This window comes from Marinitoga sp. 1138 (assembly GCF_013363265.1).
GTDB lineage: Bacteria > Thermotogota > Thermotogae > Petrotogales > Petrotogaceae > Marinitoga > Marinitoga piezophila.
In genome coordinates, this window is sequence record NZ_LBFA01000020.1 from 1 (window position 1) to 12,894 (window position 12,894).

At 25.9% G+C, this 12,894-nt stretch carries 13 protein-coding genes, 1 tRNA gene and 1 pseudogene; 14 read left to right on the forward strand and 1 reads right to left on the reverse strand.

Going from position 1 to position 12,894, the window contains the following annotated elements; genetic code table 11:
- Positions 1–618 (reverse strand): annotated as a pseudogene (locus tag XO11_RS07325) (hypothetical protein); the annotation flags it as partial.
- A gap of 300 nt (positions 619–918) precedes the next feature.
- Here XO11_RS07325 and XO11_RS10650 point away from each other — a divergent pair.
- The 14 genes from XO11_RS10650 to XO11_RS07390 all read left to right on the forward strand — a co-directional run bounded on the left by XO11_RS10650 (position 919) and on the right by XO11_RS07390 (position 12,868).
- Positions 919–1,050, forward strand: coding sequence for a hypothetical protein (locus XO11_RS10650; protein WP_014296973.1), 132 nt, complete (start codon positions 919–921; stop codon positions 1,048–1,050).
- A 201-nt stretch (positions 1,051–1,251) separates the two neighbouring features.
- Complete coding sequence (locus XO11_RS07330; protein ID WP_014296974.1) at positions 1,252–1,395, forward strand: hypothetical protein; 144 nt, start codon at positions 1,252–1,254, stop codon at positions 1,393–1,395.
- Positions 1,396–1,455: 60 nt separating this feature from the next.
- Positions 1,456–2,187: a GNAT family N-acetyltransferase gene (locus XO11_RS07335; protein ID WP_014296975.1), complete on the forward strand. Its 732-nt coding sequence runs from the start codon at positions 1,456–1,458 to the stop codon at positions 2,185–2,187.
- 11 nt (positions 2,188–2,198) lie between these two features.
- Positions 2,199–3,467, forward strand: coding sequence for a radical SAM protein (locus tag XO11_RS07340; protein WP_014296976.1), 1,269 nt, complete (start codon positions 2,199–2,201; stop codon positions 3,465–3,467).
- 654 nt (positions 3,468–4,121) lie between these two features.
- On the forward strand, positions 4,122–5,417 hold the full coding sequence (locus XO11_RS07345) for a radical SAM protein (protein ID WP_175418428.1): 1,296 nt from the start codon (positions 4,122–4,124) through the stop codon (positions 5,415–5,417).
- A complete protein-coding gene (locus tag XO11_RS07350; protein ID WP_175418429.1) occupies positions 5,414–6,754 on the forward strand; it encodes a radical SAM protein in 1,341 nt (446 codons plus the stop codon). The genes XO11_RS07345 and XO11_RS07350 overlap by 4 nt, the downstream gene beginning before the upstream one ends.
- Complete coding sequence (locus XO11_RS07355) at positions 6,738–6,899, forward strand: hypothetical protein (protein ID WP_156865423.1); 162 nt, start codon at positions 6,738–6,740, stop codon at positions 6,897–6,899. Before XO11_RS07350 ends, XO11_RS07355 begins: the two co-directional genes overlap by 17 nt.
- 2 nt (positions 6,900–6,901) lie before the next feature.
- A complete protein-coding gene (locus XO11_RS07360) occupies positions 6,902–7,714 on the forward strand; it encodes an ABC transporter permease (RefSeq protein WP_175418430.1) in 813 nt (270 codons plus the stop codon).
- A gap of 11 nt (positions 7,715–7,725) precedes the next feature.
- The gene (locus XO11_RS07365) at positions 7,726–8,448 is read left to right on the forward strand and encodes an ABC transporter ATP-binding protein (RefSeq protein WP_175418431.1); all 723 of its coding nucleotides are present in this window, start codon (positions 7,726–7,728) and stop codon (positions 8,446–8,448) included.
- Positions 8,449–8,662: 214 nt separating this feature from the next.
- A tRNA-Arg gene (locus XO11_RS07370) sits at positions 8,663–8,737 on the forward strand.
- Between the two features lie 54 nt (positions 8,738–8,791).
- Positions 8,792–9,616, forward strand: coding sequence for a ribosome biogenesis GTPase YlqF (gene ylqF / locus XO11_RS07375; RefSeq protein WP_014296981.1), 825 nt, complete (start codon positions 8,792–8,794; stop codon positions 9,614–9,616).
- Positions 9,617–9,670: 54 nt separating this feature from the next.
- Positions 9,671–10,843 carry a hypothetical protein gene (locus XO11_RS07380; protein ID WP_175418432.1) on the forward strand — a complete coding sequence of 391 codons (1,173 nt, stop codon included), beginning with the start codon at positions 9,671–9,673 and terminating at the stop codon, positions 10,841–10,843.
- Positions 10,836–11,105 (forward strand): EscU/YscU/HrcU family type III secretion system export apparatus switch protein, encoded by a 270-nt coding sequence (locus tag XO11_RS07385; RefSeq protein ID WP_175418433.1) that lies wholly within the window; start codon positions 10,836–10,838, stop codon positions 11,103–11,105. Before XO11_RS07380 ends, XO11_RS07385 begins: the two co-directional genes overlap by 8 nt.
- Positions 11,102–12,868, forward strand: coding sequence for a lipopolysaccharide assembly protein LapB (locus tag XO11_RS07390; protein ID WP_014296984.1), 1,767 nt, complete (start codon positions 11,102–11,104; stop codon positions 12,866–12,868). The genes XO11_RS07385 and XO11_RS07390 overlap by 4 nt, the downstream gene beginning before the upstream one ends.
- Positions 12,869–12,894: the final 26 nt, after the last annotated feature.

Sequence of the window (12,894 nt, forward strand, 5' to 3'; positions counted from 1 at the left end):
TAAAGCCTTCTTTTTATCTTCATTTCTCATCCACCATGCTGCGCCATTTAAACCATTACACATCATTGTTGGATGTGGAAAGTCTTTTGCAAGAAAATAACCTTCTATGAATAATTCATATGCTTTATTATATTCTTTATTCTTAATATATTCTCTTGCTTGAGAATATTTTAAGATAGCTTTATCTACATTATTTTCTTCATAATTATCAGAATACGCTTTAAAATCCTTATCGAGGATATTATATTTTGTATTCAATAATTTTAAACCAGGAATCATTAAATTCCTGGCATATTCAGAAATATTCTTAAAGTTATTTCTTAGATATTCACATTCTTTTTTAGCCATATCAAATTGATTATTTTTTACATAAAGAGATATGAGTTCAAATCTTGCAAGTTCTCTTAATATTGTTGTTGTTGTTGTTGTTGTTGTTGCAATAATTTTATTTGCATAAAATATTGCCATATTTTTGTTTTTCTTCCAAATATTTTTTAATAATAATAAATAATATTCTACAGATTTTTCTTTAGTTTTAGAAAGAATGTAATTAGAAATTGGATTTGAATAATATCCGTATCTAACAATGGAAACAATATCCTTTATATGAGAAGTCATGTTAATCATCCTTTTACAAAGAGTTAATTATTATGTTTCAATAAAATTCGAAAACCAAGAAACTTTATGGACTTTTTGGAATGAAATTTGAAAAATAAAAATATAAAAATAGTCAAAAATAGGAAATAAGCTTCTTTTATAATTATTACAAAAAAAAAAACAAAAATTAAAAAAATGAAAATTAATTAAAATGGAATAAAAATCCGATTCTCAAATGTTGATAAAAGCGGATTTTTATTTTAGAAAAAACACTTGCAAGTCATGTTAGAAATGATAAAATTTAAAGCAGGAGGTGGGACAATGAAAAAAATAATTATATTAATAATTGTAGGAATTATTATGTTTTCAACAATAATATTTGCAGGGGATAATGATGACGAGTATGCTACTCATTCAGCCAACCCTCAAATTCAAACTGAATTTTCTAAATAATTAAACACAATCTAATTTTAATTTTTATATCTACGTAGATATTATATCAAAAAATTAAATCTTTTCAGCCGGCTGAAAGAAATCTGTTTTATTTTATCATATACATTATTTATATCTTTAAATTTGAAAGCATTTTTTATGAGTATATATATAAAATTGTAATAAGTGTGTAACTTAATAAATAGAAGGAGGTGCTTTTTTATGTTAAATGAAAGAAAGGATGAAAATATAATAAACAAAGAAGAGATTTTAGATTTTGGAATAAGTAATGATGAATTAAATGAACTTTTTTCATTAAGTGTTATTGTAATATGTGAAGGAGGTCAAGAGGGAGATTTAGGATAAAATAATGAATACAGGGCCCTGTATATCTATATGTGATTATGTATTATAATGAGGTGAAAAATGATAAAGTTTAAAAATTATTATTTAAATTATATAGGTATTAATAGAGCAAAAAGCAAGAAGATTATATTAACAAAAAATAGAAATATTATAATAAATAATGTATACCAATATCCCTTTATTATAAGTAACTTAAATAATAATTTATTAATCTCGATTTCGCCACAATATAAAGAATACATAATTTATACAAGTTTTATATTACAAAAAGAAATGGAAGTATTATCTTTATATAATATTTTGAAAAATAGATTAAAAAATGAAAATATTGATTTGATGCGAATATATACATTTGAAAGTAATGAATATACCTTTGATACACAAGAAGTAAAGATATTAAATTTAGAAGAAAAAGAAAAATATTTTACAATATTTAAAAATAAGAAATTCGATAAAATACTTTTAGAAAAATTATGGAATAGAAATATAAGAAAAATTTTAGAAAAACGTTTTTTTTACATAGAAAAAAATGGTGAAATTGTGTCATATTCATACATTTCTGATATTAATTTTAATGGAGGAAATATTATAGTATATACTAATCCAAAATGGAGAAATATGGGATTTGGTAAAAAAGTGGCAGGAGCCTCTGTAAAATGGTGTATTAATAATAATATTTTACCAATATATAGGGTATCAGAAAATAATAGTAACTCTATCCGTATTGCAGAAAAAATAGAACTTTTATTTAAAAAAAGAGAAATAGTTTTAAAAATAAAAGTAAGGAAATAGGAGGATTTTTTATGAATAGAGTTTGGAATTTTGAGATTGATTCTATTAAATATGTATTTGACGGAAACAATATAATAATAAAAAAAGAAAATAATATAAAAAATATAGAAAATGCAGATGAAACGATTTTTATAGATAAAAAAGGTTTAAGAACTTTAGCATTAAATGTAATAAATGATTGTAATTTAAAATGTGATTATTGTTTTGCAAATTTTGGATATTATAAAGATGGAAAAACAGTAATGAAATTTGAAATTGCTAAAAAGGCTGTAGATCTGTTATTGAATTCTGCAATAGAAAACGGTAATAAAGAAATAACAATAGCTTTTTTTGGAGGAGAACCACTTTTAAATTTTGATTTGATAAAAAAAGTAGTTGACTATGCAGAGAAAACAAAAAGTGATAATTTAGAGATCAAATATTTAATAACAACAAATGGAACATTGTTTGACCTTGAAAAAATTAAATTTATGAAAAAGTACAAATTCCAAATTACATTAAGTATCGATGGAGGAAAAGAGCTTCATAATTCTAATCGAAAATTTATTAATGGTAAAGGAAGTTTTGAAGTAATACAAAATAATTTCGAATTACTTTTAAAGTCATTTGTAGTGAATGCAAGAATAACAATTAATAATAAAAATTATAATATATTAAAGAGTATAAAAGAACTCAAAAATTTAGGTTTTAGAAGATTTACTTTTGCACCTGATTATAATTTGTCACAAGAAAATTTTGAAAAATATTTAGAAAGTTTATCTTCATTATTTGAATATTATTATAATTTAATATTAAAAAAGGAATACATTGATATAACGAACATAACTCGAGTATTAATGAATATATTATTTAGAATAAAAAAAATAAACCATTGTAATGCAGGATTAACCTATTTTTCGGTAGCTACAAATGGTAATATATATAGATGTCCTAGATTTACAGATGAAAAAGATTTTCTTTTAGGTAATATAAATAATCTTGAAATTAAAGATATAAATTATCATATAAAAAAATTAAGAAAAAATATTATTAATTATCATATGAATAGCCTAACTCATAAATGCAATAAATGCCCATTTTTATTTTTATGTGGTGGAGCATGTTACCATTATTCATATATAAATAATAAAACGGAATTTGATGTTGTTGAAAGAGAATGCACAGAAAAAACCTTAATATATGAAGAAACTATTAAATTAATCACTAAATTGAATGTAGAACAAAGAAAAGATTTTATACTATCTTTGAAAACCATTTGGAAAAATACAAAATTGTTATAATAGTTTTTTAGTGTATACGGTAAAATAAATTGGTTCTTTCTGATTTTATTTGATGAAAATGATTAAAAATAATATTATATTTAGGTTTAAATAAATAATATGGAGAATTTTATATTTTTCATTTGAACCTGGTATATAAATGTATTTTAATAAAAGTTTTTAAGTGTTTTCCGAAAAAAAACATAAATTGCCCCTTTATAAGGAAAAGGGTAAAAAATTGCCCTCCTGGAAAGAAAAAATTTTTGATGGGTAGTAAAATAGAAATATAACTCGTTGAAAGAAGAATAGGGTGATGAAACAATATGGAAGCACATGAAATTATTACAACGTGTAAGGAAACAGGAACAATAAAAGGAATAGCTAAAAAAATTGGTATATTGAAAAATATTTAAAATTTTTGGAAAAGTCAAAAATGTGATTTTGGAATACTGATGAATAATGAATTTTTACTTTAAAAAACACTTGAAAGTCATGTTAGAAATGGTAAAATTCAAAATAAGAGATGTAATTTAAATTGTCTAAATAAATTTCATTAATTAAATACTTTATATTTTTTTAAATATATAAATTATTATAACAAAAAATATAAGAACAGAAATAATTGAAAACTAATGAAAATAAGTTCTTATAAAGATAACATGGCAGGTGAAAAAAATGTATAAGGAATCATACTACAATTATTTTTTAGAAATAGATGAAGTTCCAGTATTGGTTAATTTAAGAACAGGAGCGATAGCAGAAGTAAAGCGTGAAAATGTTCAAAAAATAAAAGAAATATTAAAAGGGAATATAGTTGATGAAGAATTATTTGAACAATTAAAATATGGTGGTTATATAGTAGAAGAAGGATATAATGAATATGAAGAAATAAAGATGAGAAATTATAAAGCGCGTTTTGATAATTCAAAAGCAATGTTTACAATAATACCAACATTTCAGTGTAATTTTGATTGTATATACTGTTATGAAACAAAAAGAAATAAAATAATGACAATAGAAAAAGCGGAAGAAATAGCAGATTATATTATAAACATAAGCAAAAACAAAAAAACGATTTCAATAGGGTGGTTTGGTGGAGAACCATTAATGAATTTTAAAGTTATTGAACATATAAATATGAAAATAATAGGAGAAAGTGAAGCAGAATTATTTTCATCAATGTCCTCAAATGGATATTTATTAAATTATATAGATGTATCAAAATTTGATGAGTTAAAAATAAAAAATATGCAAATAACTCTTGATGGAATAGAAGAAACACATAATAAATATCGACCATTAATAGGTGGCGGAAAAACATTTGATAAAATAATAAAAGGAATAGAAAAATTATTTGAAAATACAGAAAAAACAAATGTATCAATAAGGGTAAATGTTGGTCCGGAAAATTATGATAAAATAGAAGAATTGTTTGAGTATCTTGAAAAATTTCCAAAAGAAAGAATGAAAATATATTTTAGATGGATATTTCAAGCATCTGAAAAAAATAAAGATTTTCATGTACATGTAAGAGATTTTAGAAAAGAAAATTCATTTACTAAACTCTCAAAATTATATGAAATGGCAATAAACAGAGGTTATAAAGTAATGTTGCCAATATTAAATGGAGATATGTATTGTGAATTTGATAATGTATATAATATGGTAATAGGACCGGAAGGGGAAATATATCCATGTACAGTTGCAGTAGAAGAAGGAATGGAAATGGGGAAAATAGAAAACGGAAAAATAAAACTGGAAACAAAAAAACATTTAAAATGGCATAGTCATAATGGATATGAAGATAAAAATTGTAAAGAGTGCAAAATATTACCATTATGTCATGGTGGGTGTAGAAATGCAGCATTAAATGGAAATAGAGGATGTCCTGAAGAAAAGCGAGAAACAGAAAGCTTTATAAAATTATGGTATAAGGTAAAAAAGTTTGAAAAAAAGATGGTGGTTAGATGAAAGCTTCCAGATACAATACCATTATAGAAAAAGAAGACGGAAGTCTTCTTCTTTTTAATGGAATAACAAATGCAATATTAAAAGTTGAAAAAAAGAATGCCGAAAGGATAAAAAAAATATTAAACGGAAAACTGGAAAATGAAGAAGAGATAAGTATATTAAAAAAAGGTGGATTCATAATAGAAAATGACAGAGACGAATTAAGCGATATAATAGCAAAATATAAAAAATTTCAATTTTCAAATGAATATTTTCATCTAACAATAACCATGACCACAAACTGTAATTTCAATTGTAAATACTGTTATCAAAGTCAGGCAAAAGAAATAAGTCAAAAACCATTTCAAATAAATAATATAAAAAACCAAACAATAGATTCAATAATAATGCTGGTAAAAGAAAAAATAAAAGAAAAAAAGCCAAAAATATTCAGCGTAACCTTCTGGGGTGGGGAACCATTACTTGAAAAAAATAAGATATTAAAAATAAGCAAGAATATAAAAAATATCTGTGAAAAAGAAAATATAGAATACGATGCATTTATAATAACAAACGGTTATTTACTTAATGAAACGACAATAAAAGAATTAAAAAAGGCTGGAGTAGGGAAATTAATAATAACTCTTGATGGAACAGAAGAAGAGCATAATAAATTAAGAATATTAAAAAATGGAAATGGGACATTTGAAAAAATATATGAAAATATCAAAAAAGCATCAAAAGAAATATTTGTAAAAATAAGAATAAATGTATTTCCACATAATGTAAATAGCATAAAAAGATTGATAGATAAAATATCAGAAGATAATTTAAAAGTTGAAATAGATTTAAGACAGGGAGAAATGGCAGATAACAATAAATTAAAATCATTTACATTAAAAGAATTTGCGAAAGTGGAAAGTGAATTATATAATTATATAATAGAAAAAATAGAATATTATAACTTCAATCCATTTGTAAGAATAAATCAGGCAAGATGCGATGCAACCAGTGTAAATTCTCTTGTAATTGATGCAGATGGGAAATTATACAAATGCTGGGGAGAAATAGGCGGAATATCAAAAGAAATAGGTGAATTAAAGGAAAACGGTAAAGTAGAATTAAATCACAGAAAAAATATATGGTTAGCCTTAGAACCATTTGATGAAGAGTGTAAAAATTGTAAAGTATTGCCATATTGTATGGGGGGATGCATACTGGGAAAAGTGCTGGCAGAAAAATATGGCGTAATAGAATATGGAAGAGAAAGATGCCTTCCAATAAAATATAATCTGAAAGAAATGATATTATTAACAGAAAAAACATATAGGAGGCGAAAAAATGGAATTCGTAAATGAACCAAGAGAAGAAAATTTATTCTCATTCTGTGACTTTGGAAAAGACAAAGTTGAAAATTGTGACGAATGCTTTAATCAAGCATGCGAGCAAAATGCAAGTTGCAAAGGAGAAGACAAAGGATTCTGGGATTGGTGTGATTCCTGAACATGAAACAAATAAAAAAGTTTCTGTATTTTCTAATAAGAGACATATTAATATGGAAAAGCTACAAAACACAGGCAGTACTGGGAATACTGAGTGGATTCCTGGGATTATTGCAATTTGGATTCATGGGAAGGTTTATAGCCCAGGGGAATTATTTTCCAATGATAGAGCAGTATGGAGGAAACATACTGGCATATTTCATATCAGGAAGCGTATTCATGAGTTACACTACTCTCTCCTTAACAACATTCAAAAGTGTAATAAGACAGGAGCAGGTAATGGGAACAATAGAATACCTGCTCCTGTCGGAAACACCATTATGGGAAGTATTTATATACACAATCTTCTCAAGATTGGTATTTACAATAATAAACACAGGAATAGTATTTATATTCTTAATATACACATTTGATGTAGAAATAAAAATGAATATAATAGCATCAATAATATTATTGATAATAACAATGATAAGTTTAAGTGGAATAGGGTTATTAAGTGCAGGGTTCATAATGCTAACCAAAAAAGGAGACCCGGTAAGTTGGGTATATTCATTCTTAACAGGAATGTTTTCAGGGATATACTATCCGGTGGAAATATTGCCAAAATGGATAAGGGGAGTATCGTATATACTACCAACAACATATGCAATGGATGGATTGAGAAAAACATTAATAAAAGGATACAGTCTATACGAAATAAAAGAGGATATAATAATCCTGATAATAATGACAGCAATAATATTACCAATAGGGATATACTGGTTCAGAGAATCATTTAACAAAGCCAGGAAATATGGCACAATATCGCAGTATTAGGAAGTGAAACAATGGAAAAAATAATAGAAATCAAAAACCTGACAAAAATATACAAAAATGGGATAAAAGCACTGGAGAATATAAATCTAACAATAAACCGAGGAGAAAAAATAACAATATTTGGACCAAATGGAGCGGGAAAAACAACATTAATAAAAACAATAGGAATGTTCATAATACCGGATAAAGGAAAAATAACAATAAAAGGATACGATATAAAAAAAGAATCAAAACAAATAAAAAAATTAATATCAATAGCAACATCAAATGAAAGGTCATTCTATTACAGATTAAGCTTAGAAGAAAATCTAAACTTCTTCGGAATGTTAAACAATCTAACAGGAAAAGAATTAAAAAAGAAAGTAGAAAAGGGATTAAAAGAAATGGGGCTATACGAAACCAGGAAAATAAAGTATATGGAAGCATCAACGGGGATGAAAAGGAGATTAAACCTTGCAAGGGCATTAATAAAAGAAGCGGAAATATATTTACTTGATGAACCGACAAATGGAGTGGATATAGAAACGAAAATGAAGATATATGAAATAATGGAAGAATTAAGTCAAAAAGGAAAAACAATAATCTTAGCCAGTCATGATGTAAGTGAAATAGAAAAAACAGACAGGATAGTAGTATTAAAAAAAGGGAAAATAACAGCAGACAAAAAAACAGGAGAAATCCTGGAAAAAACAACGAGAAAAAATGAAGAAAAATTGCTGGAATTAATCAAATGAGGCGAAAGCCTCATTTTGTTTTGATATGGTATAATTGAAGAGTAGAATGTGTGGTTTATAAAAACGAACTTTGAAAATCCATCGAAAGTGAGAAACTAATTAAAAATTTGCAGAATTGAAATTCTATAGTTTTTTTAATTAATTATTTATATTTCCTTTATTGCAAATACAAAAAAATTCTGGTAAAATTATATTTGGTTCTAATAATATATGCGCCCTCATAGTTCAATGGATAGAACGGCGGATTCCTAATCCGCAAATGGAGGTTCGATTCCTCCTGGGGGCACCACAAGATCCGGGAACTTCCCGGATTTTTTGTTATTACAAAAAGGAGTGTGACATTATGTGGTATCCCGGTCATATAAAAAAGGCAAAATCGAAAATTAAAACATATTTAAAAACTGTTCAGGGTGTTCTGGAATTAGTTGATGCTAGAGCTCCATATGCCAGCAGGGCTTATGAGTTTGAGGATTTATTTAAAGATAAGGATAGAATAATATTGTTTAATAAAATTGATATTGCAGACGAAAAACAGTTAAAATTCTGGAAAGATTATTATAAATCCAAAGGATATAAGGTTTTAGAAACTTCTTTAAAGAAGGTAAGTATAAAAAGCTTCTTAACTAAAGTTGTTTATAAAACATTTCCTAAAAAGTTTAGAGAATTGCGTGTAATGGTTGCTGGAATTCCTAATGTTGGTAAATCTACGCTAATAAATAGTTTAAAAGGTAAAAAATCATTACGCGTTGGAAATACACCAGGAGTTACCAAAGGCGTTCAATGGATAAGTGTGAATGATAATTTTATGTTGCTTGATACACCTGGAATTTTATATTCTGATATATACAATAAAAAAATTCTCTATAAATTAATACTTATTGGTTCAGTAAAACCAGAAGATGATGAAAAAGAGTTTGCAATAGAGTATGGATTTAACTTTTTCAAGGAAAAATATCCAGAGATTTTAAAAACAGCGCTTAAAGGAGATAATCCGCCGGAGGACTATTATGAATTTTTAAATATGTTTGCTAAAAAAAGAAACTTTATAAAGTCTGGAAATGAATACGATATAGAAAGAGCCATGAGTACATTTTTAAAGGAATTGTCAGATGGAAAATTTGGAAAGGTTGTATATGATTATCCGGAGGATTATGAGATATTAAAGTGAGGGATTAATATTTTAAATGAGGTAAATATTTTTGGAATAAACCTATTTAAAGAATTGATAAAACAAAAGAATATAAAAACATTATTGGCTATTGTAGAAGCCATAGATTCTGATATTGTCCATTTAAAGATTAATAACAACAAACAGATTATTATAAAAAATCCCGGAAAGAATTTTAAAGATATAAAACCCGGTGATTATATAAATATCTTAAATAATGAAAGCGAAAAAAAAGATATTGTACAGACCAGAGAAATTTTAAAAATAGATGGGAAGTATATACATTTTAATTTATTGAACGCTAAAAATAACATTGATTTAATTTTGCCTGATAATTCAGTAAATAATATTACAAGAAAATTTTTATTCTGGCTTGGAAAGTTCATTAATACATTTAATGAGGGAGTTTATAAATCCAATGAAAGTATTCAGGAAAAGATAGTTTTTAATAAAAGCCAGAAAAATTTCCTAATGTCATTTTTAAAAGAGATATATAATTCTCTAACGAAGAATAAATCGTTAAAGATTCCAGATCCTGTTAAAAGTGCCAATATAATAAAAAGTTTGATTATAACCGATTTAAAAGAAGAACTTAAAAAAAGCAATACAATTTCTAAAAATAATGAACAAAAGTATAATGACAATTTTCAAAATTCTAAAATTCAGAGTTTTGAAAATAAGGGAGAACAGTTAAATATTAATAAAAGTAAAACCATTGATAATGCAGGGATAAAAAAAGAAGAAGATAGAAAGGGTAATGAAGATATTAAAAAAGAAAACGATATTTTAGGAGAAAAGAAAGATATTCCTATACTAAAAAATCAAACACATAATAATATCGTCAAAAACGCAATAAATGCATATCAAAATTTTTCAAATATGAAACCAGAAGAAAACTTTATATTTTTATCACTTTTCGGATTTCCAATATTTTTTAATATAGGCAATGAGTTTAAAATAGATGAACATACTAAAAATACAGTGAAAGTAAAAAGGATCTCCTTTTCCATATTAACCAGAAATTTTGGAAATATCAAATGTATTATATATGAAATCAATAAATCCCTGAATCTTTCCTTTGAAATTGAAAAAGAAAACAAAAAGTTTTCAGATAAAATAGAGACGCTTATTGATGAAATAAGAAGAGAAGGATTTACCGTTGGAGGATTAAAGATTACAGAATTAAAAGAAGATTCCAACCTTTCTGGAGATGGTTTATATGGATAAAAAGGTTGTTGCAATGAAATATGATGAACTAACAGATGAAGTGCCAGTAGTTATTGCAAAAGGCATAAATCATATAGCTGAAAAAATACTTGAAATAGCAAAGGAAAAAAATATTCCTATAATGAAAAATACAAAAGTAGTGGAATCTCTGTATTCAATGGATATTCCTTCAGAAATTCCAGAAGATATGTATTCCATTGTGGCAAAGATAATTGCTTATGTTATGAAACTCGATAATGAAAATACAGGAGGTATTTTATGAAAAATTACAAATATGCAATTGTATATCTTGATTTAAAACCAGAATATGCAAAATTATATAATCTTCCAGTAAAATTGCCAGTGCTTGTTGAAGATATGAAAAAGGTTGCAAATAAAAACAAATTGCCTCTCGATGTCATCTTAAGGGGTTTGGAAGCTCAATATGAAATATCAAAAGATGAATATTATAAGAGTTACCTTGTATATTTCTATTATGAAGCATTTAAAGAAGCGCTTAATAAAGATGACTTTGAACAGGCAAATTATTATCTTAATGCAGCGAAAAAGCTTGGTGGTGAAGATTATCGTTTTAACTTTTATAGGGCTTTGTTGTTAAAAAAAAGCGAGCAGGAAGAATTAGCTGAACTTGAATTGAAAGAAGCTCTTGTAAAGAATCCAAATTTTCATCTTGGTCATTTTGAACTTGGTAATCTTATGTTTGAAAGGAAATTATATGATGAAGCTCTTGAAGCATATAAAAATGCCCTTGAATTGAATCCTGAATTTCTTTTGCCAAAATTAAAGATAGCTGATGTATATATTGAAAATGGGTTATTTTCTGAAGCTATTCAGGAGCTTAATGAGCTTCTTGAAAAAGATCCGGGATTTGTTGCAGCATATGTTCGTCTTGGAATATTATTCAATCAATTGCAAAGATATGAAGATGCTGCATTAATTCAGGAAAAAGGATTAAAAATAGATTCTGAAAATGTGGAATTGTTATATAATCTTGGATTTACCTATGCACGTTTGGGGAAACATCTTAAAGCTGTAGAAGTGCTTAAAAAGGCTGCAGAAATTTCAGAAACAGATTATATATTACACGAATTGGCAATTGCCTATAGAAATATAGGAGAATATATAAAATCTTATGATACAGCTAAGAAAGCATATAATGTTGCTAAAAAAGAAAATAAAAATTTAATAGCTTTATTTTTGATAAAAATATTATCTATAATAGGTAATTATGAAGATATAGAAAAATATTATAACGAATTGAAGGATACTGAATTTATGGTTTCAGCAAAAACATTTTTAATGTTTGCATATATTTCAGAAGGTGAAATTGAAAAGGCAAAACAACTGGCAAATGAGTTAAATAACTATGGTTTGTATGGAAATATGGTTTCAATATTGGATAAGGTTGAAAAGTATGTAGATTATTTAGAAAGTATAGCAGATGAAAAGTATACAATACCACTAATCAATTCTTTTGATGAAGAAGGGTTTATTGATAAATTAGGATTGTATGAAAATTTAAAGAAAAATAACATTGAAATAGAAAGTTTATTAAATGATGAAATAAATGAGGAAATTTCTGGGTTAGAATTAATTACAAATGCGTTATTATTAAGTGGTATAGATTATGGTTTAGGCGAAAGAGTTGCAACATTATTGGCGAGATATTTATGGAAAGATGGAAAGGGACTGTTTATAACAAGATTCTTATTAAGAATTTATCAGGATAAAGTTTTTGGCAATTTTAGCACACTTGATGTGTTTATAAGCGATATAATAGAGGAAATGAAAGATTTGCATTTTGGCCTTTCGAGATTGCTTGCAGATTATGAGTTAAATTTAATAGATTTTGATGGGTTAATAGAATATAATTTAAGTGAGTTTGAGGATATAATAAAAGTAATAATTTCATATATGCATATAAAGCCATTAAAAAGCGAAATTGAAAATGAAGAGTTCGAAGATTCAAAAGTTCAATCGCTATTATTATGGTTAGCCAATCTTGATGAACTAATAAAAATTTAATTAAAATAATAGGTTGGGAGGCAGTA

What these genes read in the sequence shown, in the direction of transcription:
- XO11_RS10650 (WP_014296973.1), top strand. Translation starts at nt 919, where the DNA reads ATGAAAAAAATAATTATATTAATAATTGTAGGAATTATTATGTTTTCA.
- XO11_RS07330 (WP_014296974.1), top strand. Translation starts at nt 1,252, where the DNA reads ATGTTAAATGAAAGAAAGGATGAAAATATAATAAACAAAGAAGAGATT.
- XO11_RS07335 (WP_014296975.1), top strand. Translation starts at nt 1,456, where the DNA reads ATGATAAAGTTTAAAAATTATTATTTAAATTATATAGGTATTAATAGA.
- XO11_RS07340 (WP_014296976.1), top strand. Translation starts at nt 2,199, where the DNA reads ATGAATAGAGTTTGGAATTTTGAGATTGATTCTATTAAATATGTATTT.
- XO11_RS07345 (WP_175418428.1), top strand. Translation starts at nt 4,122, where the DNA reads ATGTATAAGGAATCATACTACAATTATTTTTTAGAAATAGATGAAGTT.
- XO11_RS07350 (WP_175418429.1), top strand. Translation starts at nt 5,414, where the DNA reads ATGAAAGCTTCCAGATACAATACCATTATAGAAAAAGAAGACGGAAGT.
- XO11_RS07355 (WP_156865423.1), top strand. Translation starts at nt 6,738, where the DNA reads ATGGAATTCGTAAATGAACCAAGAGAAGAAAATTTATTCTCATTCTGT.
- XO11_RS07360 (WP_175418430.1), top strand. Translation starts at nt 6,902, where the DNA reads ATGAAACAAATAAAAAAGTTTCTGTATTTTCTAATAAGAGACATATTA.
- XO11_RS07365 (WP_175418431.1), top strand. Translation starts at nt 7,726, where the DNA reads ATGGAAAAAATAATAGAAATCAAAAACCTGACAAAAATATACAAAAAT.
- ylqF (WP_014296981.1), top strand. Translation starts at nt 8,792, where the DNA reads ATGTGGTATCCCGGTCATATAAAAAAGGCAAAATCGAAAATTAAAACA.
- XO11_RS07385 (WP_175418433.1), top strand. Translation starts at nt 10,836, where the DNA reads ATGGATAAAAAGGTTGTTGCAATGAAATATGATGAACTAACAGATGAA.
- XO11_RS07390 (WP_014296984.1), top strand. Translation starts at nt 11,102, where the DNA reads ATGAAAAATTACAAATATGCAATTGTATATCTTGATTTAAAACCAGAA.